Origin of the sequence: Kitasatospora sp. NPDC057595, assembly GCF_042800875.1 — a bacterium.
GTDB lineage: Bacteria > Actinomycetota > Actinomycetes > Streptomycetales > Streptomycetaceae > Kitasatospora.
This window is the reverse complement of the sequence record NZ_JBHVGL010000012.1, coordinates 34,360-57,034: the sequence shown is the minus strand read 5'-3', so window position 1 is coordinate 57,034 and position 22,675 is coordinate 34,360. Positions and strand designations below refer to the sequence as shown.

Below are 22,675 nucleotides of genomic sequence, written 5' to 3'. Positions count from 1 at the left end.
ACAGGGCGCACGCGCCAAGTACCCCGCGCCCCCAGGGGCCGGTTCAGCCCCGGCCGCGGACCAGCAGCGTGCCGAGCGCACCGACCTTCGGGTTCGCCACCACCCGCGCCTCGACATCGTCGAAGCCGTACCGCTTCAACAGATCGGCCCACTGCTCGGCCGTGTGCTGCCACCGCAGCACAGTGAGCTCCTTCTCGCGGCCCTCCAGCCACCGCCCGCCCAGCGGCTGCGCCCCGTACGTGCCGACGGCCGGTTCGCGGTGGGAGAAGGCGAAGACACCGCCGGGGGCCAGGCGCCGACGCACCCGGGGGAACAGCTCCTCGGGATCGGTGAACCAGACCGCGCCCCACGTCGAGTAGACGGCGTCGAACGTGCGCACCTCCTGGTCGAGGAACACGCAGGCCTCCGCGACCACGAACCGCAGGTTCGTCAGGTCCGCCCAGAAGCCGCGGGCCCGGGCCACCTGAACAGGCGAGAAGTCAACCGCGACGACCTCCACCCCGCCCCGGGCGAGGAACGCGGCGTTCTCCCCCTCGGCCGGGCCGAGATCCAGCGCCGCCGCCGGAGCACCCAGGACCTCGGCACCCGGGCCGTTGTCCGGAATTCCGGTCCAGTCGAAGCGGCCGGCGGCCGGACGGACCTGCGGCGTCTCGCCCCGGTGCGGCCGGTACTTGTCCCAGTACTCGGCAGGCGACAGAGGCGGGGCGGCGCTGGACATGAGGGCCCTCCAGGGGCGGCGGGGGTGACCGTGTCGAAGTGGGCCACAACCTACCCCCCGGCCCCCGACGGGACACGGACGCACGGAAGGGATTCAGCCGAACGGGAAGGGCCCGGCCCGCGCGCTTGCGCGCACAAGCCGGGCCCTCCGATGCTCAGGCCGTTCAGTGGCAGTTCTCCCCCGGCCGGCACGGCCCGCACTTGGCGTAGTCCGCCTCCCACAGCGGCCAGTCCACCGCGAACCCGTGGTCCGCGATGACCTGAGCCGTGCGCTCCACCGAACCGTCGTACTTGAAGTCGATCGCCGGGATGTGCTCCAGGAACCGGCCGTCGAAGTGCTCGGCGCAGAACTCCCGGTAGTTCACGGTGTCGAGGATGAAGACGTGGACGGCGATGTCGACGATCCGCCCGCAGCACAGCTCCAGCTGCCGGCCCCACGTCTCCATGGCCGTGATCAGGTAGGAGACGGCCGCGCCGAACAGCCGCGTCGCCATCACCTCGTCGAAGGGGTGGTCGCGCATCAGCAGCGCGATCTCGCGGTCCCACACCTCGGGCTTCACGAACGCCCGGGGATCCCGCGGCGCGACGGCCCCGCTGCGCTGCGCCGGCTCGGTGAGCATGACGGTCACGTGGTACTCCTCTCGATGGTGTCGAGTGGTGCGAACCCCGCCCGAATCGCCGGAAGGGGGTCGGGCGCGGTCGGAGCGGGCTACCGGGGGGATCCGGGCGCCCCGCCGACCGTGAGACCGACGCTAGGGACCGCGTTCCGGCGGGACAAGGCGCGTCGGACGGGGACGCACGACGCGTGCGAGGAACGCACAGCCCGTGCAAGTACGGCAGGCCCGCCCGCCGATCCAGGCGCCGATGACGCTGGCCGGCCGGGGTCCGGCCGGCGAGGTCTCCTGCAGTGATCCGCATGGGTTCCGTCCACGCCGCCGGGGCCGCGTCCGAACGCATCGGACGCGGCCCCGGCTCGTACGCGGCTGACAGGCCGTCAGCGCACCGGCTGCGGCGCCGGCCGGGCCGCGCGCGCCGTCGGGGCCTTCGCCGTGCCGGGCGAGGCCGCCGCCCCCAGCGCCGTGCCCCGGGTCTCCTCGGCCCAGAGCACCGAGACCAGCAGGCCCGCCGCGGTGACTCCGGCGGCGATCAGCATGGTCGGCCCGGTGCCGATCCCGGACAGCGACAGCGGCAGCAGGAAGGTGCCGACGGCCGCGCCGATCCGGCTGACCGAGGTGGCCACGCCGACGGCGGTCGCCCGGATCTCGGTCGGGAACAGCTCGTTGGGGTAAGTCCAGTCGAGCACGTTCGGCCCGCCGCACAGGAAGGCGTAGGCGCAGAGCGCGACGACCACGACGGCGGCCGGCGCGTCCGGCCAGATGCCCAGGACGGCCAGCGGCACGATCATCAGCGCGAACGAGCGGATGATCACCGGGCGGCGGCCCCAGGTGTCGATCAGCCGCAGCGCGGGGTAGCAGCCGAGCAGGAAGACCAGGCTGATCAGGCCGGTGCCGAGGGTCTCGACCATGGTCCCGCCCGGCATGCCGAAGGCCTCCAGCAGCTGCGGGCCGAAGGTGAGCATCGCGAACAGCGGGGCGACCTGGCAGAGGAAGAACAGTCCGCAGAACAGTGTCCGTCGCCGGTAGGGCGGGGTCATCAGCAGGCGCAGGCCGGTCGGCGTGCCGGGAGCGGTGCGCTCGGGCATCAGCTCGCGGCCGTCGACCTTGACGCCGAGGTGCCGCTCGACCAGGCGGACGGCCTCGCCGACCCGGCCGTTGGCGGCCAGCCAGCGCGGCGATTCCGGCGAGCCGCGGCGGATCACCAGGAAGACCACGCACAGCACGGCGGAGCTGCCGAGCATCCAGCGCCAGCTGCCGGGGCCGCCGATCTCCAGGAAGAGGTAGCCGGTCAGGTAGGCGAGCACGGCGCCGGCGTACCAGGCGACGATCTGCTGACCGAGCAGCCGCCCGCGGTGCTTGGCGGGCAGCCACTCGGCGAGCAGGGAGGTGGCGATCGGGTAGTCGGCGGCCACCGCCATGCCGAGCACGAAACGCAGCAGGGCGATCGCCCAGACGGCGTCGACCCAGAAGGACAGCACGGAACAGACGATCATCACGAGCAGGTCGGCGGTGTACATCACCTCCCGCCCGATCTTGTCGGTCAGCACGCCGAAGAGCGCGCCGCCGACGAACATGCCGACCAGCGCGGCGGCGCCGATCAGGCTGACGTCGGCGGTGGAAAGGCCCAGTTCGGGGCGCATGCCGATGAGGGCGACGCCCACGATGCTCAGGATGTACCCGTCGAGCAGCGGTCCACCGGAGCAGGCGAGGGCGAGCCTGCGGTGGAAGGCAGTATACGGGGCGTTGTCGATAGTGCGGGACATTCGTTCGGGTCCTCCGGGCCGCACCGCGTGCTGTCGCACCCGTGCGCCGCGTAGACGATCGTGGGAGGCCCACCCGGAAGGGCGGGCCACTCGCCCGGTGTCCACCGGGCGACCGTCCACAGTTGCCCGGACCGGAAGGGTGTCCCCCGGGGGCGAAGGTCAGCGGAAATCAGGGCGAACGTCCCGAAACGGACGGGCCCTCGGCCCGTGCCGAAAGCGCCCCCGCCCTGCAACCCCGGGCCGTACCCGCCCCCGGAGCCCCCCAACGCCCCCCAATGTGACGCTCGGCACCTCCGCGGCCTACCGAGCACGCCGCGCGGCCCCCCGACCGCCCAGGCGCCGACCGGGCCGGCGAAGCCGCCGCGCCCACCGGCCCGTTCCCCCCTCTGCACCGGCCCGGCGCGGCTGCGCCGGCGGTCCCGCACGGGAGCGGGACGGCCGGGCCCTCCGGCGAGGTGCCCGGCCGTCCGAGTGTGCCGTGGTCAGCCGGTCAGAGGCCGATGTCCGTCAGCCACCGGCCGGGGGTGCGGGCGGTGACGCCGAGCAGCTTCTGAGCGGAGTTCTCGGGCGTGATCGAGAGCTCGGGGAGCGCGCTCAGCGCTTCGTAGACGGTGGCGACGCCGGCGGCGGGGCCTTCGCCGATGAAGGGGGCGACCGAGGCGCGGAACTGCTCGGGGGTGATCGGCTCGAAGACCACGTCCTTGTCGAAGTGGGTGCCGAACGCCGCGGCGAGGTCCGGTCCGGTGACCGCCGGGTACTGGCCTATGGAGACGACGCCGGTGACGTCCGGGCGGTCGAACAGCGCGACGACGGCGTCGGCGATGTCCAGGTGCGACGCCCACGAGACGGGGAAGTCGGCGCGGATCGGGTAGGGCAGCGCGCCCCGCTCGCGCACCGTGCCGATGACGAACGGCAGGAGCAGGTTCTCCAGGTACAGCGTGGGCTCGATCACCGCGTGCGACAGCCCGCTGTCCGCCAGGCCGCGGACCAGCTCCGAGGCCGCGCCGCCGGTGCCCGGGTCGATCGGGGCGCCGCTGGTGGAGAACACCACGCGGGCCGGGCGGGCCTCGCGAAGGGCGGCGAGGACGTTGCGCGCATAGGTCCGGCGGTCCTCCTCGGAGCCCATCGGCAGGTGGACGAACACGCCTTCGGCGCCGCGGTAGAGGTGGGTCAGCTCCGCGACGGAGTCGTATCCGGCGGCCACCACGCGCGCGCCGTCCACGATGGCGTCGGCCTTGCGGGTCGGGGCGATCACGGACTTGCCCGCGGCGGCGAGAGCGGCGACGACGGGGGCACCCTGGGCGCCGGTGGCGCCGTGAATCACGTAGGTCATGGCGCAATTAGTGCATGCGATGCATCAGTTACATCAACTGCACTAACGGGGTACGGTCAACAACGTGACCGATTCCCGTCTGCCGGAGTGCGGTGTCGCCCGGTTCCTCACCCTGCTCAACGGCCCGTGGGCCACCCTGATCGTGCGGGAACTGTTGCACGGCCCCCATCGCTTCAACCAGCTGCGCGAGGCCCTGCCCGGGATCAGCCCGCACACCCTGACCAGCCGGCTGCGCCAGTTCGAGCGACACGGCATCGTCACCCGCACGACCTATGCGGAGATCCCGCCGCGCGTCGAGTACGAGCTCACCCCGCTCGGCGAGGGGCTTCGCGACGTCCTCGAAACCATGGGGACCTGGGCCACGGCGGTGCCGGATCCCGCGACCGACACCGCCGGTTGAGAGTCGCCGATCAGCCGCTCGCGCGGCTGATCCTGCTGTGCGAAACCGGAACGACTGGTCCTCAGTCGTTCCCGGGGCCCGGAACCACGCGGTTCCGGGCCCCGGGCGTTGTGGGCTCCGTCCCGCCCGACTCGGCCGGCGCCTCGGACTCGCGCGTGCCGTCCAGGCGGATGCCGCGCATCAAGGTCCACATCACCAGGGCGCTCCCGCAGACCACGCCGCAGTCGGCGAGGTTGAAGACCGGCCAGTGCGGCAGTTGGATCCAGTCCACGACGAGCCCCTGCCCCGGGGAGGGGGCCCGGAACAGCCGGTCGGCGAGATTTCCGGCCGCCCCGGCGATCACCAGCCCGAAGGAGACCGCCCAGACGGGCGTGCGGATCCGGGGCGATATCACCAGCATGAGGACGATGACCGTCATCTTCACCGCGGTGAAGAACCAGGTCTCCCCCTCACCGATGGAGAATGCTCCGCCCGAATTGAAGGCCAGCGTGAATTTCAGAAGCCCGCCGAGTGTCTCGGTCGGATCGAGCCCCGAGAAGTTCGTCACCGCTATCTGCTTGGTGACGAGATCCGACGCCAGCACCGCGAGTGCCACGGCTGTCATCGTTCCCAGCCGTCGAGGCAGGTCACCGGGCGAGGAGGCTCCGCGCGCGATCCGTAGACGTAGTAAGCCAGTCATGGCCGCATTGTAGGTGGCGGCGGCGGGCGGACGAGCGCCCCGACGGGTGCCGGCGACGAGTACGCGGACCGGCCGGAACGAGTGCACCGCGTGTACAAGCGGGGCGGACGAGGGTTCCTAATCTGGGGCCCACGCCCAACCCACAAGCAATGGCCGCGAGTTCCCTCCGGTCTGACGTCACCTCGAAATCCGGTGGCGCCCACCGGTGGCCACCGGGCCAGGAGTTCCCCATGCGCACCGTCCCCTTCCGTCTCAACCGCAAGATCGCCGTTGCCGCGGCCGCCGCCCTCGTCGCCGGGGCCACGATCGCCGCCAACGCCTCGGCCTCACCCGCCCCTCCGTCGGCCAGGTCGACCGCCCCGGTGCTGGAGAAGGACGCCCAGGCGTTCGCCACCGCGGCCGCGAAGAATCCGCCGATCTACACGCTGTCCTACGCCGACGCCCGCAAGGCGCTCGACAGCGCGCAGAGCGGGCCTGTCGACAAGCTGCCGGCCGACGTGTCTCACCGGACGCTCAAGGTCGGGCCCACCGGTGAGGTGACCGTCCGGATCGTCCGCCCCGCCGGTGCGAGCGACAAGCTCCCGGCCGTCATGTACTTCCACGGCGGCGGCTGGGTCCTCGGCAACGAGAACACCCACGACCGGCTGGTGCGCCAGATCGCCAACGGCGCCCAGGCCGCGGTCGTCTTCGTCGACTACACGCCCTCGCCCGAGGCCCGCTATCCCATCGCCATCGAGCAGGCGTACGCGGCCACCAAGTGGGTCGCCGAGCACGGTGACGAGATCAACGTCGACGGCTCCCGGATCGCTGTCGTCGGCGACAGCGTCGGCGGCAACATGACGGCCGCCGTCACGCTCATGGCCAAGCAGCGCGGCGGCCCCGCCCTTCGTGAGCAGGTGCTCTTCTACCCCGTCACCGACGCCAACTTCGAAACCCCCTCCTACCGGGAGTTCGCCGACGGCCCCTGGCTGACCCGCAAGGCCATGAAGTGGTTCTGGGACGCCTACGCCCCGAACGCCAAGGATCGCGGGCAGATCCTCGCCTCCCCGCTGCGCGCGAGCCTCGACCAGCTGAAGGACCTGCCCAAGGCCCTGGTCATCACCGACGAGGCCGACGTCCTGCGGGACGAGGGCGAGGCCTACGCCGCGAAGCTCCGCGCCGCCGGCACCGACACCACCACCGTCCGCTACCCCGGCATCATCCACGACTTCGCCATGCTCGACGCCCTCGCCGGCACCAACGCCGCAGAGGCGGCCGTCGACCAGGCCAACCGTTTCCTCTACACCGGTCTGCGCACCGGTTCCTGACGCCACGTCAGGGTAGTGCGGCTTCCCCCCGGGCCGCCCTCGGACGCCCCGTACTTCCCATGGCCGGACGCCGCGCACCGCGTTGCACCTCCCGGCCGACCGGCCCAGCTCGACCGGCGGCCCGCCGTCATCGGTGTGGCCGTTCAACCGCCGTCGCTGATCAGCACGGTTCGAAACGCGGCACATCCGCGCCTTCCTGCCGGACCGTGTCACCGGCGACCGCCTTCAAGGAGAACGTCATGTCCCGTTCCTCACACACCCGTTCAAAGCTTCGGTCCGCCACCACCGTGGCCCTCGCCGCTGCCGCGGCCGGCTCTCTGCTGGCAGCCACGGCGGCGAGCAGCAGCGCCTCCGCCTCGCAGAACGCCGGGGCGAGCCGCACCAAGCCGACCGTCGTGCTCGTCCACGGCGCCTTCGCCGACGCTTCCAGCTGGTCCGGCGTCATCAAGCGACTGCAGCGCGACGGCTACCCGGTCGTCGCCGCGGCCAACCCGCTGCGCGGTGTGAGCAGCGACGCCGCCTACCTGCGCAGCGTCCTGGACGGCGTGCACGGACCCGTGGTCCTGGTCGGCCACTCCTACGGCGGCTCGGTGATCACCCAGGCCGCCGCCGGTGACCCCGACGTGAAGGCGCTGGTCTACATCGCCGCGTTCATCCCGAACGTCGGCGAGAGCGCGGGTGAGCTGGCCGCCAAGTTCCCCGGCAGCACCCTGGGCGAGACCCTCAACAGCAGCTCCTACCCCCTGCCCGGCGGCGGCACCGGTACCGAACTGACCATCAAGCAGGACCTGTTCCACCACCAGTTCGCCGCCGACGTCCCCGCTCCCACGGCCGCGATCATGGCAGCCACCCAGCGGCCGGTCTCCACCCTCGCCCTGGAGGAGAAGGCTTCGAAGGCGGCCTGGAAGGACATCCCCTCCTACGCGCTGACCGCCGGCCAGGACTACAACATCCCGCCGAAGGCGGAACAGTGGATGGCCGAGCGCGCCCACGCCCGCACCGTCACCATCGCCAACGCTTCTCACGCGGTCGCCGTCTCCCACCCGGCCGCGGTCGCCGACCTCATCCTCCGCGCGGCCCGCGAGACCCGCTGAACCACCACGGGCGGCCGTGCCGCCCAGGTCCGCGGAGTGCTGCCACTCGCTGATCATCGGCTCACGCAGGTGCTCGGCCGCTCGGCAGCCTTCACGGTGTTCACAGCGTTCCCGGGGCCCGGAACCACACGGTTCCGGGCCCCGGGCGTGCTTCGGGACGGAGCTATTCGGCGGGGGTGCCGCGGAGGAGGAAGGGGAGGTGGGTGCCGTTGGTGAGGGCGGTGAGGGCTTGGGTGGTGCGGCGGTGCTGGTCGGGGGCCATGGCGTCGGGGAGTTGGTGGGGGTGGAGCCAGTGGACGGCGGTGATGGTGGCGGGGGGTCGGTGGCGGGCGACGATCGTTTCCTGGGCGGGGGTGAGGTGGCCGCCCCAGTAGACGAAGTTGATGCCTTCGGGGAGGAGTTGGGCGTCGACGTAGTCGGTGGCGAGGATTCGGCGCAGGGGGAGGACGAGTCCGGTTTCGGTTTCGGTGTGGCGGCGGGCGGCGAGGTGGGGGAGTTCGTTGGCTTCGGCGCTGCCGCCGGGGAGGATGAGGCCGGACTTGTAGGTGGTGCCGATCAGGAGGACGGCGCCGTCGCGGTTGAGGATGAGGGCCTGGTGGCCGAGGCGTCGGCGGGGCGGGGTGGTGAGGATGGCGGGGAGGTGGTGAAGCATGTGGTGCTCCTGTTGGGCGAGAGCCGGGTGAAGCAGGCGGGCAGTCCGGCGCAGATGCCGGTGGTGAGGATCAGCCCGGATATCAGCAACTGCGGTGCGAGCGGTCCGTCGTGGATGGGCCAGCAGGCGGCCGTGGCGGCGAGGGTGGAGAGGGTGGCGACGCCGAGGACGGCGGCGAGCAGCCTCACGTCACGTCGGCGGTGACGGCGAGGCGAAGTGTCGTCGGATCCGCGAATTCTCGATGATGATCGTCACTGGGCTGTTTCAGGTGCCGGAGTATGCGGAGGCGCTGGCGTATGCGGCTGTACAGCGCGGGGCGATCACCCAGTCCGAGGCCGAGCAGCGCGTCGAGTTCGTGTTGGCCCGTCAACGACTCTTTGAGCGGAAGAACCCGCCACTGATCCACCTGGTGATGGACGAGACCTGTCTGGCTCGACCGATCGGCGGACGGCCTGTCATGGTGAAGCAGCTCGACCGCATTGCTGACTTGGCCTCTCGCCCGAACATCACCGTTCAGGTGGCGCCGTTCTCCCTGGGCGAGCACCTGCCGTTTGCCTTGCCGGTGACCTTGCTTGACCTGCCGGATGGTTCGGTCGTGGGATACGCCGAGTCGCACGCTCGTGGCTACCTTGAACGGGTCCGTGAGACGGTCAGGGCGTGGGAGAGGCAGTACGATCAGTTGGTGGTGGAGGCGCTGCCCAAGGCTGCCTCCCTGGCGCTGGTCCACAAGGCTCGAAAGGAGCTAGCCCCATGAACCTCGACCTGTCTGGCGCATCCTGGGTTAAGTCGTCGCACTCCACGAACGGCGGTCAGTGCGTGGAGGTCTCCGCGAGCTTCCCGGGCGCCGTTCCCGTCCGCGACTCGAAGGACCCGGAGGGCCCGGCCCTCGTCTTCCCGGCCTCCGCCTGGCGCGCGTTCGTCGCCGGTGTGCAGGCGGGCGAGTTCGGTACGGTCTGACTCAGTCTCACAGCGCGCCCCGACCGGATTCCCGGTCGGGGCTCGGTGCTTGTGGCGTCGCGCTACCGTGTTCGACATGAAGCCGAACGCCTCCACCCCTGTGCACTGGCGCAAGAGCTCCTACAGCAGCAACGGTGGCCAGTGTGTCGAGGTCGCAACCCCGCACCTCACCACCGTTCACGTCCGCGACTCCAAGGACCCCGACGGTCCCGCTCTTCTCTTTCCCGCCCCCGCCTGGCACCCCTTCCTCACGGCCGTTCGGGCAGGCGAGTTCGACATCCTCTGACGATCGAAGGGATGCAGCCTCATGAGCCCCGATCTCACCTGGTTCAAGTCGTCGTTCTCCACCAATGGCGGTGAGTGCGTGGAGGTCTCCGCGAGCCTCCCCGGCCTCGTCCCCGTCCGTGACTCCAAGGACCCCGAGGGCCCGTCCCTCGTCTTCCCGGCCTCCGCCTGGCGCGCGTTCGTCGCCGGTGTGCAGGCGGGCGAGTTCGGCACCGTCTGACGCAAGCGCACCGCACGGGCCCCGACCGGATTCCCGGTCGGGGCCGGCTCATCGGAGTGCCGCGCTACCGGCGTCGTGCGGCAGTTGCCCGAACTTCCGCCAGGGCGCGTTCACGGTCGACCAGCGGAGGCCGGAACCGGTCCGGGGCCAGCCGGACGTGCTCCTGCCAGGAGTCCTGCCAGAACTCCACGGTCCAGCCGGGCCAGCGCTCCGCCATCTCGTACGCTTCGGCCGTCGCCCCGAGCGCCCACCACCCGACCCGGCGCCGCAGCGGATCGATGTGGAGGCCGGCATCGGCGGGCACCGTGCACAGCCCGTGTTCGGGGCCGCCCCGCAGCCGGTCGAGCAGTGCGGCGCCCTCCCGGACCGGGTGGTCGGAGACGTTCGCCACCACGTAGCAGTGCTCCGAGCCGACGGTCACCACGATGACCGTCGGCTCGGGGTCCAACAGCTCCTCGTGCCCCGGTTCCAGCACCGCTCCTCGAAAAGTGTCCCGCCCGCGATCACGCACAGGCTCCGGGTCCAGTCCCAGATGGGTCCGCAGCTCGGCGGGGCCGTCGTACATCCACCGCACATCCCACCCCGGCCACGCGTCCCGCAGCAGTTCCAGGGTCGCGGCCCGGTACCGCATCACGGTGCTCGGCCCCTCCCAGGCGAACAGCAGCAGCACCTTCCGGCCGAGGTCGATCAGCGCGGCTCCCTGGCAATACACGTCGTCCAGCCACCAGCCGTCCGCCCCCAGACTCCGGACCGCCGAGAGCGTCTCGGCAGGCCCCGCCAGCAGGTCGAGATCAAGGCCCACCGCACCCCAGCGGTCGAGGTACAGCTCGTACTCGCCGCTCTCGCGGACAACGACAAAGTTCGCTCGATCGGCCACGCGGCCAGCATGACGGGCACCGGCAGCCGCACGCCACCCAATTGGCGTCCCTGCGGGGTCACCCCAGAACAGCCGCAGGTCAGCACCAACGACAGCGCCCCGCCGGGTGCTCGGCCGAACGGGGCGTCTTGCTGTCCGGCCACCCGCCAGGGCGGTGCACGATGTTGACCCAAGGGCCCGCGTGCGTCAGATCGGCAGGTCCCACCCGGGGCCGTCCTCGGCGCCGAGCCGGACGCGCTGGCCGGCAGCCGAGACCGTGATCCCGAACCGGTCCTGATGGGGTTCGTCGGCGGCCTGCCAGCGCTGTACGGCTCGTTCCACCCGGTCCCACAGGCGGACGGGACCGCGTTGGACGACCGTCCACCCGCCGTCAGGGTTGAGGCTGGTCCGGGCCTGCGAACTGAGCTTCCCCCTGAGCGGGAGGTGTTGATTACCTGGTCAGGACGGGGGTGGCGGTGAGGTGGGCACGACCGACGCCGGTCTCCGGGACGAGTCTCGGAGACCGGCGTCACCCACCGATCATTCGCAATCGACCAACAGCAGCCGGCTTCCCGGTCGGGGCCCGCTGCTCGGGGTGTGCCGCGCCACCGTGAACCGGGGCACCACCGTGGACACGCCCGCAGGGCGGCTCAGACCATCCGGAACGCCAGGGCGTTGTCGGCGGACAGCTTGAGGGTGTAGATCCACACCGTCCCGTAGACCTCGTCCCGGTAGGTGGTCTGGACGGCGTCGAGGTAGTAGCCCCAGCGCTCGTCCTGGATCACCGACCAGCCCGCCTCGTTGGTGTGGATGCGGAACTTGAGTCCCTGGTTCGGGCTCTGGACACACCCGCCGACGGTGACTTCGGCGTTGGGGTATCTCACTGGATCGCCGACAGTGAGACACTCGAAGCTGGGCCAGGTGGTGAGGTAGACAGACGGTCCTTCGCCCCGGCAGATGTTCCAGTAGGTGCGTCCTTCCCAGTCTTCGGTCAGCAGCTCGGCCTGGTAGCGCCGGAACGGCCGATCCGGGTCGGAGCTCTTGTAGGGGTGGGTGGAGAGAAAGGTCTGACCGTACTTCCTGATGGGCGGCGGGAAGGTGCCCCGGGGGTCCGGCGGCTTGCCCCAGTCGGTGTAGGGGCTCTGGAACCGGACGAAGCCCGGGTCGCACAGCGTGCCGTACGGGCCCGGCAGGGAGCCGGCCGCGGATGCCTGCGGGGCGGCGAACAACAGCAGGGCGCTGGCGAAGGCGAGTACCAGCGCGGCGAGGGCGCGGGCGGGGCGGGTGACGGTGCTCACGGGCACTTCAGCATGCGCCGGGCCAGATCCTGGATGCTGCCGGGGGTGACGGAGCTGTCGCAGGCGATGGAGCCCTTGACCTCGGCGTCGAACGTCAGATAGGTGCTCGTGCCGCCGGGCAGGGTGTTCACCCAGACACCTGTGCTCGGGCCGGTCCGGGCGCACTGGTAGCGGACGAAATCGCCTTCGACCTTGTTGGTGCCCTTGAACATCCCGTAGTCACCGGGCCGGTTGATGTTCACGGTGAGCGTCTGCGACCAACTGTGGGTGCTGGCCGTGGTCCTCTGCACCGACCAGCCGATCTTGGCCGAGACCTTGGCGAACAGGATGCCCGCCGACGCGTTGATCTCCACCGAGTTGTTGTAGGTGGTGCTGACGCTCTCGACCTCGGAGAGCGTCTCCGTGAAGGTGCCGGTGGTGCCGGGCGCGATGGAGATGACGGCCCAGTGCGTGACCGTGGGGGTGACCCGGACGTTGACGACGTCCTGCCAGATCGTCTCCAGGTTCGGGTTGCAGGTGTCGGACGGCGGCCGGGGCAGCGGGTCGGCATGTGCCGCGCCCGCGGCGAGGCCGCTGACTCCGGCGAGGGTGACGGTCAGGGTGGCCAATGCGGCCAGACGTCGGCGAAGGTGGTGCCGCGGGACAGCTTCCACAGGGAACCTCCAGGTGGTCGGGCTGCCAGGCCAATGACAGTGCGTGCCCGGCACGTCACCGGATTATTCCTCGCCTACGAATGACATGCCCATCCCAGGGGGTTGGGATGTTCACGACCCCGGGCGGCGTGTTACGGACAGCGCGCCGACAGGGACGTGCGCGCCGCGTGAGTGCCTCTGCCGAATCGGCCTCCAACGGTCGGGCCACGGCGGTCTGGGCGCATCCAAATCGCGTTGGCCTGGGCCGATGACGGCTCCTAGGATCCTCGGTATGGCAACAAGACTCGTGCAGATCAACATGAAGGCCCAGGACGACGCCGCCCTCGGCCGGTTCTGGGCGGAGGCCCTCGGCTGGGGTGTCGACAGCGAGGGACCCGGCGTGACCAACCTCGAACCCGTGGGTTTCGCCTACCCCGACCCCGTGGCCGTCTGCATCGACATCGTCGCCCGCCCGGAGCCCAAGACGGTGAAGAACCGGGTGCACATCGATCTGGCCACCACCTCGACCGCCCATCAGGCGGAGCTGGTCGCACGTCTGAAGGCTCTCGGCGCGAGGCTCGCCGACGTGGGTCAGGGCGACGTCCCCTGGACGGTCATGGCCGACCCTGAAGGCAATGAGTTCTGCGTCCTGGAGCCCCGCCCGGTCTACCGGGGCACCGGGCCGATCGCCGCGGTGGTGGTCGACTGCGCCGACCCGCGGGAGATGGCCCGGTTCTGGGGCCAGGCGATGGACTGGACGGTGCACGAGGTCACTGACGACACCGCGACCATGCGGTCCGCTGCGGGCGTCGGCCCCTACCTGGAGTTCGTCCGCACCCCCGACACCAAGAGCGGGTGGAACCGCGTCCACCTCGACGTCCGCCCCTACCCCGGTGACGACCCGGAGGCGGAAGCGGCCCGACTGCGCGCCCTGGGTGCCACCGACCCCGGCGACTTCGACCGGTCCGCGGTCTCCTGGACGGTGCTGGCCGACCCGGAGGGCAACGAGTTCTGCCTTCTCAGCCCTCTCTGACCCGGGCCGGCGGCCATTCGACTCCGTCCGACGCAGGCTCACCGCGCGTGCCCCGACCGGCTTCCCGGTCGGGGCTCGGCTCAGAAGATCTCCAACAACGGCGAGGTCAGCGTCACCTCAAGGTCCGCCGCGACAACGAGGGCCGCGAACGCGACGACACCGCGCTCGGGCGCGAGGAAGTGCCATACGGGTCCGGTGAAGTCCGCGAGCTCGGCACCCGAGGAGTCCACGACACGGTTCCGCGGGAATCGCGCCCTGGCGACGAACACGGTGTCACCGGCCTCCAGCCTGACGAACCGGCCTCGCGGCCCGAGGGTGCGCCGGCGGGTGAGGCGTCCCTTCACGCCGAGCAGGGAGACCTCGACCCCGCCCTTCACATGGCGCCGGGCCGCGTAGCCCGGCGGGCCCATGCCGTCCACCGAGAGGATCTCGGTGCCGTCCAGCACGAACTCCCAGCGCTCGACGGCGCCCCCGAGCGACACCGGGGGACCGGCCGGCCCTCTGAAGACGGTGATCCTTCCCAGCGGCGAGTCCAGTTCCGCGGCCGCCCGCCGCGACTTCACCGGATTTCGCCATGCCCTGCGGCTCTCAACAGGCCGGAGTTCCACACCCGTTCCCTCCCCATGGCCCACCCGCGCCGGGAGCCTTCAGAGCCTCTACCCACCTTGGGCCGACGCACCCGTGCGCGCCCGATCCAGGTCGGCCTTCGCCACCGCCCGACGTCATCTCACCGCGTGGGGCCCATGCCGAAGCGGCATGGGCCCCACGCGGTAGGGCCGGCGGCGTCTATCGTCCGGCGCCGGCGGCCCGACGGCCCGGCATCACTTCAGGTGCCGGGCGAAGAAGCGGGCGCCCGCGTCGAGTTCGAAGTGCGGGACGCCGGTGTGCCCACCCGTATTGGCGTGCAGCGTCTTCTGCTCGGAGCCGAACGCGTCGAACAGGTCCAGTGCCGCCTGCCGGTCGTTCCCCTCGTCGTCCCACTGCAGGAGGACCTGCAACGGGACGGTGACCCGGCGGGCGTCCTCGACGATCGCGGTGGGCACGAAGCTCCCGGCGAACAGGTTGGCGGCCGCGATGCGCGGCTCGACCACCGCCAGTCGGACGCCGATGGAGATCACGCCTCCCTCGTACCCCACCGGGCCGCCGGTCTCCGGCAGCGACAGCAGGGCGTCCAGGGCGGCCCGCCATTCCGGGACCGCCCTGTCGACGAGCGGGAGGACGAGCGCGTCCACGATCTCGTCGGTGACCGGCTCGCCCGCCTGCATCACCCGGCGCAGGTCGGCGCGAGCCTGCTCGGCGGCGTCCCAACGGGGCCGGTCGCCGCTGCCGGGGAGTTCGATGGTGGCCGCGGCGAAGCCGTACTCCGCCGCGTAGTACCGGGCCCGCCCGGCCACCCGGGGGTACATCGTGCGCAGTCCGAGCGGAGGAAGGCCGATCAGGATCAGCGGGACCGGCGCGGACGCGGAGGCGGATCCGGGCGTCCACAGGATGCCGGGGATCTCGCCGAGGGTGAATTCGCGTTCGAGGACGCCGTCGTCGAGGAGGTTCTCGGAAGTGAAGTGCACGGTCGTGCCTTTCGGGAGTGCTCTGGAACGGCGCTCCCGGACGACCTATCGCCCGACCGTGGCCCCGGAGGGGAGCGCCCATGTCGATACTGCGTTCACGGGTCCCACCTCCTCTTTCTCTCGCACGGCCTCCGGAAAGCTAGCAGTGATCGCGGCGGTCTGCCAAGCGGGTTTCGCCGCGCGACCTCCGCAGCCCGGGACACCGCCTCGCCGCGGCCCGTTCAGTCGAACAGGGCACGCAGGGCCGACTCGGCGACCCGGGTCAGCTCCTCGCGGGTGCGCCCGGCGGCGGCCTGGACGGCGATGCCGTCGGAGACGGTGTGGACGAGTACGGCGAGGTCGGCCGGCTCGTGGCCGGGCGGCAGGTCGTCCGCCTGTTCCAGCCGGCGGCGCAGCGCCGCCTCCCCGGCCTTGCGCGCCGCGACCGCGTCGCGCCGCACCGGTGCGCCGTCGGGCCCCCCGGCCTGGACGCTCTTGACGCACAGGCAGCCGTGCGCCGTCTCCTGGCCGGTGGTGAGGTCGACGGCGCCGTGGACCAGCAGCCGGACGACCTCGCGGGCGGTGGGCGCCTCCAGTGCGGCGGCGGTGTAGCCGCCGGGGCCTTCGAGGTAGCGGGCGAGGACCTTGCCGAAGAGTTCCTCCTTGTTGCCGAAGGCCGCGTAGAGGCTGGGCTTGTTGATGCCCATGGCGGTGGTGAGGTCGGTCAGCGAGGTGCCCTCGTAGCCCTGCCGCCAGAAGACCTCAAGGGCCCGGTCGAGGGCGGTGTCGGCGTCGAACGAGCGTGGGCGTCCGCCGGGCATGGTGTCCTCCGTGCTCCCCGGAAAGTTTTTTACCTATCGGTACATTACCCCTTGCGCCCGCGCCCGACCCCGTCCTAGTTTCTTACCGATAGGTACACAACTAGGGGGTACAACATGATCCGAGTCGGAGTGGTCGGGGCGAGCGGATGGGCGGACGGCTCGCATCTGCCCGCGCTCACGGGACTCCCCGAGTACGAGGTGACCGCGGTCGCGACGACCAACCAGGCCAGCGCGGACCGCGTGGCCAAGGCACACGGCGTCCCGCACGCCTTCGCCGACGCCGCCACGCTCGCCGCCCACCCGGACGTCGACCTGGTCGTCGTCTCGGTGCGGGTGACCCGGCACGCGGCGGTGATCCGCGCCGCGCTGGAGGCGGGCAAGCACGTCGTGTCCGAGTGGCCGCTGGCCGTCAGCGAACAGGAGGCGGGCGAACTCACCGCCGCCGCCGAGGCCGCGGGCGTGAGCCACGCGGTCGTCCTCCAGGGCCACCATTCCCCGAGTGTCAGGTTCGTCGCCGACCTGGTCGCCGCGGGCCGGATCGGCACGCTCGAATCGGCGGCGCTCATCGCCGCGGGCGACCCGTTCGGCGGCACCAGTATCCCGGCCGACCTGGCCTGGAGCCTCGACGCCGCCGCCGGGAACTCCATCCTCACGATCATGGCGGGCCACTTCCTGGCGACCCTGGAGCGGGTCGCGGGCCGGTTCACCGAGGTCTCGGCCCGACTCCCGCGCCTGCACGAACGCGTCCGGGTCGACGGCGCGGAGCGCACCGAGGCCAACGGGACGCCCGACCAGGTGCTGCTGCACGGACTGCTGGAGGGCGGCGCCACCGCGTCGGCGACCATCCACGGCGGCCACGCGCGTGCCGCGGACGGGTTCCTGCTCAAGCTCGCGGGCAGCACCGGCACCCTCACCGCCACCCCCGCGGACGGGGCGGCGTACATCCACTGGGGCGAGTGGGAGATCCGGGTCGACGGCGAACTCCTGGCGGTGCCCGACTCCTACCGGACCGTACCGGCGAGCGTCCCGGCGGGCACGCCCGCCCACATCGCGGCCCTCTACCGGGACGTCGCCGCCGCCATCGCCGAGGGGCGCCGACCGGACCCCGACTTCGCGGACGGCCTGCGGTACCACCGGCTGCTCGCCGCCATCGAACGCTCGGCGGCCACGGCGAGCCCGCAGGAGGTTCCGTGAACCCGCCCGGCGTGCGTCCTTGAGCGCGCCGCGCCGACCGACCCGCGGTGCGGCGGGTGCCCGAACGCCGTCCGGCTCCGCCGGACCGGCTCGCGCCCGTGGGCCCGGGCGCGAGCCGGACGGGAGGAGGGCCGGTCAGTCTCCGACGGCCGGCCCGGCCGGACGTCCCCGGCCTACCCGACGCGCACTCAACAGGTGACCGGCGCCGTGACCGTGGCGGTCAGCGGCGACCAGCGAGGTTCTCTATCTTTGGGGAGCGGCAGTAGGGGCTGTGAAGTCATGTGATATGTCGCGCCTGATACTTGGGATGGTGTCACCATGTCCCGCCCCTGGCCGGCTGCCCGACGCGATCGGGACGGCCTGGTCGCAGGCCATCACGCAGGCCTGCGTCGTCCACTTGATGCGACGCGCGAGCTTCCGCTACGCGGCCCGACAGGGCTGGGACAGGACGAGTGAGTAGGGCCGACGCCCGTTGGCCATGGGTTGCGACCGCGCGCGAATGCGCGGAGCGCGAGGACCGGTGGTGTCTTGCTGTGGCCTGGCGCTCCGCGAGTGGATGTGTGGTGTGGGTCGCGGTCAGTTGTCGTTGTCGCCGTGGCCGGGGGGCTCGGGTGTGTCGTAGTCATCGTAGTCATCGTGGTCGCCGTGGTCGCCGTGGTCGCCGTGGTCGCCGTGGTCGCCGTGGTGACCGTGGCAGTGCGGCTTCGCGGTGTCGTCGGCGGTGATGCTGACGCCGCCGGCGGCGTTGTCGACGGTCAGGACGAGTGGGCCGAAGACACGGTCGTCGGGGAGCAGGTAGCCGGCCGGGGCTTGGGTCTCTTCCCAGTAGTAGGTGCCGACGGGAACGTTGCGGGCGCAGGTACCGTCCGTGCCGGTCACGCAGGGCTCGCCGATGCTGGTGTCGGGATTGGTGCCGGTGGTCTGGAGTCCGGGAGTGCCGTTGGTCTCCTCCCAGAGCTGGAAGGTGGCACCCGCGAGGGGGGTCTGGGTGTCGGCGTCCTGCTTGAGGACCGTCACGTCGCCGGTCACGACGGCGCAGGGCACCCAGGTGAGGGTGGCCTCGCCGTTGCCCTGACGGGCTCCGGTGACGAACACGGCGTTCGCGGGGCCGCTGCTGGATCCTCCTCCGCCGCCTGCGCCGCTGTTGGAGGAGGTGGGGGACGCGGCCCCGCCGCCGCCCCCGGTGGCTCCCGCGCCTCCGCCGCCGCCCGCGCCACCATGGGGGTCGAGGATGCTGTTCCCGCCGGCGCCTCCGACCGGTCCGACGGCCGGGCTGCCATTCTGACCGTTGGGGTCGATGTGGGGTGCGTTGATGCCGCCCTGCCCACCCTCGCCGCCGGGCCTGCCCGGCTTGCCTTCGTCGTCTCCTGGGAGCCCCTGGCCCGGCTCGCCCGCTTGGCCGGCGTCCCCGCCGCCGATGGCGGTGGAGAAGAACGACGCGCCGCCTCCGCCGCCTCCGCCTGCCACGACCAGAGGTGTCGTACCGGTGCCGACCGTGGTCCGGCCCCCGCCTCCGCCGGCGGCGATGCCGACGATCTGACCGTCCGCGATGTAGGCGCCGCCCCGGCCGCCCCCGTTGTAGCCGCCCTGGGTGTGCTCCGGATCGCTGTAGTCTCCGGGGTGCCCGGCGCCGCCCACGTTCACCGTGAGGACTTCTCCCGGTGTCACGTCGAACACGGCCGACACCTCCGCCCCCCGGCCACCCGGGACGCCGTACTGGCCGTCCCCTCCGGCGGCCCCGAACGCGTCGACACTCACCTCGCACACGCCCTCCGGGACCGTGACCTGTTCAGGCGCCCCGGTGAAGGTGAAGGTGGAGCTCTGCGAAACCTGCCGCGCAGCGGGGTCCGGGCTCGCCAGAGCGGTGGCCGGGAACACGGCCACTGTGGTCAGCCCGGCGACCAGCGCTCGTCCCGCGAATGAAAGATAATGTCTCATAAGGGAAGAATCGGATATGGGGGCGGGCGGCGCGCGACGGGTATCCACCAGGTAGCCGAACAACGCACTCAGCAGGGGTAAGCCCCACTACTGGTCTCAACCGCTCCCGGATCCCGCGAGGAGTGCCGGATCCGGCCACTGGGCGGCTCGAACCGGTCCGGCCGGTGGCTGCGTAGACTCGGGCGCGAGCCGTACGGAGTGAGGACCGATGGACTACTGCCGCCACGAGTTGAGCAACTGCGCGGACTGCGCCCCGCCCGCGCGGGCCGCTGCCGTGGGTGCTCCCGGTGCCGAGTGGGACGGCTGGCCGCCGTCGGCGATCATCATCCACGCCAGCCGGAAGGCCCACCTGCCCGGCTGCCCCCACATCGTCCCGGCCGACGTGCAACCCCCCGTCTACGGATGGGTGTTGGACCCAGCCCCGGGCGCCTGGCGCCGACTCTCCGACTCCGGCCCGCTGCACGCCACCGCGGGAAACCTCAAGCGCTCCGCGGTGAGCCGCTGCCAGGACTGCGACGCCGGCCAATAGGGCCGAAGGGGCGTCAGTTCCGGTCGGCCCGGCGCGACCTGTCCGCGTCACGCACCGCGCGCTCGGCCCGCACCGGGTTCCCCTTCCCGTCGTACGGGACGAGGGTGCGGCAGCGTTCGACGAGCCTTCGTCGTCCCTCGATGCTCAACGGGGCGATCGCGTGCGTCACCGGGGCACCTCGGTGCTTCGATCCGCCGCGATCACACCGCGCAGGGGGAACGCGACAAGTAGCGTGACCAGGACAAGGAGTCCGCTCGCCCAGAGCGGGCCGAGGTCCCCGGCCGCCGTGCTGAGGGTTCTCGCGGCGATGAGGGGTCCAACAACAGCGCCCGCGTTGAGCGCGGCGGTCGCGTAGGAGCCGGCCATGGTGGGCGCTGCTGCCGCCTCGTAGAGCACCCGGGTGATCAGCGTGCTGCCCAGCGCGAACGACAGCGCGCCCAGGACGAACACGAGGGCGAGCAGAGCAACCGGCCTGTCGGCCAGCACGGCCAGGGCCGGCCAGCCGATGAGCAGCAGCGGACCGCCGACCGCAACGACGGGACCGGGGCGCTGGTCGGACCATCGGCCGGCGACGGTGACCCCGGCGAAGGACCCGGCACCGAAGAGCACCAGGACGACGGAGATCCATAGCTCGCCCAGCCCGGCGGTGTCGGTCACGACGGGGGCGAGGAAGGTGAAGCCGGCGAAGGTTGCCGCGTTCACCATGGCGCCGAGCAGCATGATCAGGAGCAACCGTGGCCTCTTGAGCTGCGCGAGTTCCGATCGCAAGGCCGGCCCGTCAGCAGCGGCCTTCTGCACACGTCGCGCCGGGATCCCTCGGACGATGCCGATGGTCGCGGGCAGACAGAGAGCGGCGATGGCCCAGAAAGCGGCCCGCCAGCCGAACAGTGAGCCGAGCACCGACCCCCCTGGGACACCGGCGATCGTGGCCACGGTGGTGCCCGACAACAGTACGGCGAGCGCGCGTCCCTTCCTGTCGGGTGAGACCAGCGTGGTGGCAGTCGTCAGAGCTATGGCGAGGAACCCCGCGTACGCGAGTGCTGCGGTCACCCGGGTCGCGACCAGGACCGGGAAGCTCCAGGAGGTAGCGCCCACGACGTGGGCTGCCAGGAACACGAGGACGAACCCCAGAAGACTGGACCGTCCGGGCCGGTTGCGGGCGAGCCCGGCCATGAGCGGGGCCCCGACGGTCATTCCGATCGCGAATGCCGAGGTGAGCATGCCTGCTGTCCCGACTGTCACGTCGAGGTCCGAGGCGATGTCCGGCAGGAGGCCGGCGAGCATGAATTCCGAGGTGCCCATGGCGAAGATCGCCACGGCGAGCAGATACAGCGGGAGGGGCATCGAATGGCTCCGAGGTGAGGAGAAGCACGAGAAGGTCATCTCGTCACCGCGGTCAGCACCCAGGGGCGCACTCGTCCGGCCGCAGAACGCGGCGAGACGGCAGGACTACGAACTCAGTGGTTCAGGGGGCTGACGGCGTGACCGAAAGCCCCCACCGTGTCTGACTCAGGACTCGACATGGCCCGCACGGTACCTGATCGATGCCGTCGAGGTACATCGGCTTCACAGCTCTCGGTGCGTCATCAACGTCATGACCCGGAAGACCTGGGGCGACACCGATCGGGCCCCGCATCGGCCGCAGCCGAGTCCCGATCAGCACCCGTGGGTCGTGACCTCGCCCGGCTCCTGGTCCGATGGTGGGTGCGATCGGTGCGGAAACCGACGTTCGGCAGCCGCGTGCAGGCGAGCGGGAACGGTCAGGGCTCTCGGTTCCTCCTCCTCCGGACGTTGCCACGCCATCCGAGGATGAGCCCGAGGAGCGGAAGGGACGTCAGGCTCTGGCCGTCGGGGAGGAGCCACACGCTGAGGACTCCGACCGCGACAATGATCACGAGCGCTTCCACCCGGAACCGTCGATCGCTGAGAGGATCCCAGCGCGGTCGCCCGACGGGACCCTCGTCCTGCTCGCCGCTGTGCTCCGGATCGTCCATGACCGACCCCTTCTCCCTCTGCTCGCCCAATGGGTGTTTCGATCCCATGCTCTCGGACACGCATCGCTACAACAGGGCCATGAGCGGCGAATCCATGAAGTGGTCCAGCCCTCCCCATTCGAAAACGCAGACGGCGGCGATGACGTCCCCGGACGGCACCATCTCCTGCCACCGACCCGAGACCCGGTGTGCGAGGAGGTTCTCCTGCCCGCCCAGCACTCTCACGCCGAGCCCTTGGGGCCTGAAGCTGATGGATCCGCCCGGGGTCTCGAAGACGACGTACCGGCCGCTGGGCCTGAGCGGGCGTCGACCGGAGACCTTCAGCTCGGCGCCCCGGAGTGTGCCGTGGACCGCCTTCGAGACCCTCCGGCATGCCGCGGGGCCCGGCACGGCGATGTCCCGCAGGACGACGATCTCGGCTCCCGCGAGGGTGATCACCCACTCCTCCCACCCGTTCCACTGCGCCTCGACGCCGCCCTGTGTCGCCCGCCCCCGGAGGAGCACGGCCTCACCCAGAGCCGTCTGCGCACTCGCACAGCGCTTGCGCTCCCTGGCCGGCGACCGCCATTCCCCAACCCCGACGTGCCGTTCGAACCTCATGAGATCCGTTCGCCCCCGCTCCGGTGGTAGGTCCACATCTCGACCATCAAACCGTCGTGGAGCCGGATCAGCCAGATGGGATGGGAGTCGATCGTGCCCGGGCGACCGTCGTGGCCGACGCCGCCCACCACGGACAGGTGGTCGCCGGTGCCGATGACTTGCGTCGATCGATCCAGACGTGTCGGAGAGCTCGCCCAGCCGGCCGCGACGTC

The 22,675-nt window shown here is 71.4% G+C and carries 28 protein-coding genes and 1 pseudogene; 11 read left to right on the top strand and 18 right to left on the bottom strand.

Annotation, left to right across the window (positions count from 1 at the left end; genetic code table 11):
• Positions 1–43 precede the first annotated feature (43 nt).
• The 4 genes from ACFU9E_RS19360 to ACFU9E_RS19345 all read right to left on the bottom strand — a co-directional run bounded on the left by ACFU9E_RS19360 (position 44) and on the right by ACFU9E_RS19345 (position 4,430).
• Positions 44–718 (bottom strand): class I SAM-dependent methyltransferase, encoded by a 675-nt coding sequence (locus ACFU9E_RS19360; protein WP_380689504.1) that lies wholly within the window; start codon positions 716–718, stop codon positions 44–46.
• 163 nt (positions 719–881) lie between these two features.
• Entirely contained in the window at positions 882–1,337 is a 456-nt protein-coding gene (locus ACFU9E_RS19355; RefSeq protein WP_380689506.1) for a hypothetical protein, read from the bottom strand.
• A 374-nt stretch (positions 1,338–1,711) separates the two neighbouring features.
• Positions 1,712–3,097 (bottom strand): MFS transporter, encoded by a 1,386-nt coding sequence (locus tag ACFU9E_RS19350; protein WP_380715190.1) that lies wholly within the window; start codon positions 3,095–3,097, stop codon positions 1,712–1,714.
• 490 nt (positions 3,098–3,587) lie between these two features.
• Positions 3,588–4,430, bottom strand: coding sequence for an SDR family oxidoreductase (locus ACFU9E_RS19345; protein WP_380689691.1), 843 nt, complete (start codon positions 4,428–4,430; stop codon positions 3,588–3,590).
• Positions 4,431–4,494: 64 nt separating this feature from the next.
• On the opposite strand from ACFU9E_RS19345, the gene ACFU9E_RS19340 reads away from it, so the two are divergent.
• A complete protein-coding gene (locus ACFU9E_RS19340; RefSeq protein WP_380689689.1) occupies positions 4,495–4,830 on the top strand; it encodes a winged helix-turn-helix transcriptional regulator in 336 nt (111 codons plus the stop codon).
• 61 nt (positions 4,831–4,891) lie between these two features.
• Here ACFU9E_RS19340 and lspA read toward each other — a convergent pair whose 3' ends face one another.
• Positions 4,892–5,425: a signal peptidase II gene (gene lspA / locus ACFU9E_RS19335; protein WP_380715188.1), complete on the bottom strand. Its 534-nt coding sequence runs from the start codon at positions 5,423–5,425 to the stop codon at positions 4,892–4,894.
• A gap of 314 nt (positions 5,426–5,739) precedes the next feature.
• Between lspA and ACFU9E_RS19330 the strand changes: the two genes are divergently transcribed.
• Complete coding sequence (locus ACFU9E_RS19330; protein WP_380689685.1) at positions 5,740–6,816, top strand: alpha/beta hydrolase; 1,077 nt, start codon at positions 5,740–5,742, stop codon at positions 6,814–6,816.
• 239 nt (positions 6,817–7,055) lie between these two features.
• A complete protein-coding gene (locus ACFU9E_RS19325; RefSeq protein WP_380689687.1) occupies positions 7,056–7,910 on the top strand; it encodes an alpha/beta fold hydrolase in 855 nt (284 codons plus the stop codon).
• 163 nt (positions 7,911–8,073) lie between these two features.
• Here the strand turns inward: ACFU9E_RS19325 and ACFU9E_RS19320 are convergent, their stop codons facing one another.
• Positions 8,074–8,562, bottom strand: coding sequence for an NUDIX domain-containing protein (locus tag ACFU9E_RS19320; protein ID WP_380715186.1), 489 nt, complete (start codon positions 8,560–8,562; stop codon positions 8,074–8,076).
• On the opposite strand from ACFU9E_RS19320, the gene ACFU9E_RS19315 reads away from it, so the two are divergent.
• The 5 genes and pseudogenes from ACFU9E_RS19315 to ACFU9E_RS19295 all read left to right on the top strand — a co-directional run bounded on the left by ACFU9E_RS19315 (position 8,551) and on the right by ACFU9E_RS19295 (position 10,024).
• Complete coding sequence (locus tag ACFU9E_RS19315) at positions 8,551–8,766, top strand: hypothetical protein (RefSeq protein ID WP_380715220.1); 216 nt, start codon at positions 8,551–8,553, stop codon at positions 8,764–8,766. The genes ACFU9E_RS19320 and ACFU9E_RS19315 overlap by 12 nt on opposite strands.
• Before the next feature lie 16 nt (positions 8,767–8,782).
• Positions 8,783–9,316 (top strand): annotated as a pseudogene (locus tag ACFU9E_RS19310) (DUF5753 domain-containing protein); the annotation flags it as partial.
• Positions 9,313–9,519 carry a DUF397 domain-containing protein gene (locus ACFU9E_RS19305; protein WP_380687921.1) on the top strand — a complete coding sequence of 69 codons (207 nt, stop codon included), beginning with the start codon at positions 9,313–9,315 and terminating at the stop codon, positions 9,517–9,519. The pseudogene ACFU9E_RS19310 and the gene ACFU9E_RS19305, both read left to right, overlap by 4 nt.
• A gap of 76 nt (positions 9,520–9,595) precedes the next feature.
• Positions 9,596–9,805, top strand: a complete 210-nt coding sequence (locus ACFU9E_RS19300) for a DUF397 domain-containing protein (RefSeq protein WP_380687920.1) — start codon at positions 9,596–9,598, stop codon at positions 9,803–9,805.
• A gap of 21 nt (positions 9,806–9,826) precedes the next feature.
• A complete protein-coding gene (locus ACFU9E_RS19295) occupies positions 9,827–10,024 on the top strand; it encodes a DUF397 domain-containing protein (protein WP_380687918.1) in 198 nt (65 codons plus the stop codon).
• Between the two features lie 64 nt (positions 10,025–10,088).
• Here ACFU9E_RS19295 and ACFU9E_RS19290 read toward each other — a convergent pair whose 3' ends face one another.
• The 4 genes from ACFU9E_RS19290 to ACFU9E_RS19275 form a co-directional block, all read right to left on the bottom strand.
• Positions 10,089–10,901, bottom strand: coding sequence for a hypothetical protein (locus ACFU9E_RS19290; RefSeq protein ID WP_380687916.1), 813 nt, complete (start codon positions 10,899–10,901; stop codon positions 10,089–10,091).
• Positions 10,902–11,087: 186 nt separating this feature from the next.
• A complete protein-coding gene (locus tag ACFU9E_RS19285) occupies positions 11,088–11,222 on the bottom strand; it encodes a hypothetical protein (protein ID WP_380687914.1) in 135 nt (44 codons plus the stop codon).
• A 308-nt stretch (positions 11,223–11,530) separates the two neighbouring features.
• The gene (locus tag ACFU9E_RS19280; RefSeq protein WP_380687912.1) at positions 11,531–12,178 is read right to left on the bottom strand and encodes a hypothetical protein; all 648 of its coding nucleotides are present in this window, start codon (positions 12,176–12,178) and stop codon (positions 11,531–11,533) included.
• The gene (locus tag ACFU9E_RS19275) at positions 12,175–12,786 is read right to left on the bottom strand and encodes a hypothetical protein (protein ID WP_380687910.1); all 612 of its coding nucleotides are present in this window, start codon (positions 12,784–12,786) and stop codon (positions 12,175–12,177) included. Before ACFU9E_RS19275 ends, ACFU9E_RS19280 begins: the two co-directional genes overlap by 4 nt.
• Positions 12,787–13,102: 316 nt before the next feature.
• Between ACFU9E_RS19275 and ACFU9E_RS19270 the strand changes: the two genes are divergently transcribed.
• Entirely contained in the window at positions 13,103–13,843 is a 741-nt protein-coding gene (locus ACFU9E_RS19270) for a VOC family protein (protein ID WP_380687908.1), read from the top strand.
• An 80-nt stretch (positions 13,844–13,923) separates the two neighbouring features.
• On the opposite strand, the gene ACFU9E_RS19265 is transcribed toward ACFU9E_RS19270, so the two are convergent.
• The 3 genes from ACFU9E_RS19265 to ACFU9E_RS19255 form a co-directional block, all read right to left on the bottom strand.
• Positions 13,924–14,325 carry a hypothetical protein gene (locus tag ACFU9E_RS19265; RefSeq protein ID WP_380687906.1) on the bottom strand — a complete coding sequence of 134 codons (402 nt, stop codon included), beginning with the start codon at positions 14,323–14,325 and terminating at the stop codon, positions 13,924–13,926.
• Positions 14,326–14,664: 339 nt separating this feature from the next.
• Positions 14,665–15,408, bottom strand: a complete 744-nt coding sequence (locus ACFU9E_RS19260) for an alpha/beta hydrolase (protein ID WP_380689721.1) — start codon at positions 15,406–15,408, stop codon at positions 14,665–14,667.
• A gap of 221 nt (positions 15,409–15,629) precedes the next feature.
• Entirely contained in the window at positions 15,630–16,208 is a 579-nt protein-coding gene (locus ACFU9E_RS19255; protein WP_380689723.1) for a TetR/AcrR family transcriptional regulator, read from the bottom strand.
• 114 nt (positions 16,209–16,322) lie between these two features.
• On the opposite strand from ACFU9E_RS19255, the gene ACFU9E_RS19250 reads away from it, so the two are divergent.
• On the top strand, positions 16,323–17,402 hold the full coding sequence (locus ACFU9E_RS19250) for a Gfo/Idh/MocA family protein (RefSeq protein ID WP_380689725.1): 1,080 nt from the start codon (positions 16,323–16,325) through the stop codon (positions 17,400–17,402).
• Between the two features lie 576 nt (positions 17,403–17,978).
• Here ACFU9E_RS19250 and ACFU9E_RS19245 read toward each other — a convergent pair.
• Positions 17,979–19,340, bottom strand: coding sequence for a prealbumin-like fold domain-containing protein (locus ACFU9E_RS19245; protein ID WP_380681404.1), 1,362 nt, complete (start codon positions 19,338–19,340; stop codon positions 17,979–17,981).
• Between the two features lie 208 nt (positions 19,341–19,548).
• Here ACFU9E_RS19245 and ACFU9E_RS19240 point away from each other — a divergent pair, with 208 nt between their 5' ends.
• Positions 19,549–19,869, top strand: coding sequence for a hypothetical protein (locus ACFU9E_RS19240; RefSeq protein WP_380681398.1), 321 nt, complete (start codon positions 19,549–19,551; stop codon positions 19,867–19,869).
• A gap of 13 nt (positions 19,870–19,882) precedes the next feature.
• On the opposite strand, the gene ACFU9E_RS19235 is transcribed toward ACFU9E_RS19240, so the two are convergent.
• The 4 genes from ACFU9E_RS19235 to ACFU9E_RS19220 form a co-directional block, all read right to left on the bottom strand.
• On the bottom strand, positions 19,883–20,038 hold the full coding sequence (locus tag ACFU9E_RS19235; protein WP_380681396.1) for a hypothetical protein: 156 nt from the start codon (positions 20,036–20,038) through the stop codon (positions 19,883–19,885).
• The gene (locus tag ACFU9E_RS19230) at positions 20,035–21,213 is read right to left on the bottom strand and encodes a Cmx/CmrA family chloramphenicol efflux MFS transporter (protein ID WP_380681394.1); all 1,179 of its coding nucleotides are present in this window, start codon (positions 21,211–21,213) and stop codon (positions 20,035–20,037) included. The genes ACFU9E_RS19235 and ACFU9E_RS19230 overlap by 4 nt, the downstream gene beginning before the upstream one ends.
• 416 nt (positions 21,214–21,629) lie before the next feature.
• Positions 21,630–21,863 carry a hypothetical protein gene (locus tag ACFU9E_RS19225; RefSeq protein ID WP_380681392.1) on the bottom strand — a complete coding sequence of 78 codons (234 nt, stop codon included), beginning with the start codon at positions 21,861–21,863 and terminating at the stop codon, positions 21,630–21,632.
• Between the two features lie 66 nt (positions 21,864–21,929).
• The gene (locus ACFU9E_RS19220; protein WP_380681390.1) at positions 21,930–22,463 is read right to left on the bottom strand and encodes a hypothetical protein; all 534 of its coding nucleotides are present in this window, start codon (positions 22,461–22,463) and stop codon (positions 21,930–21,932) included.
• Positions 22,464–22,675 lie beyond the last annotated feature (212 nt).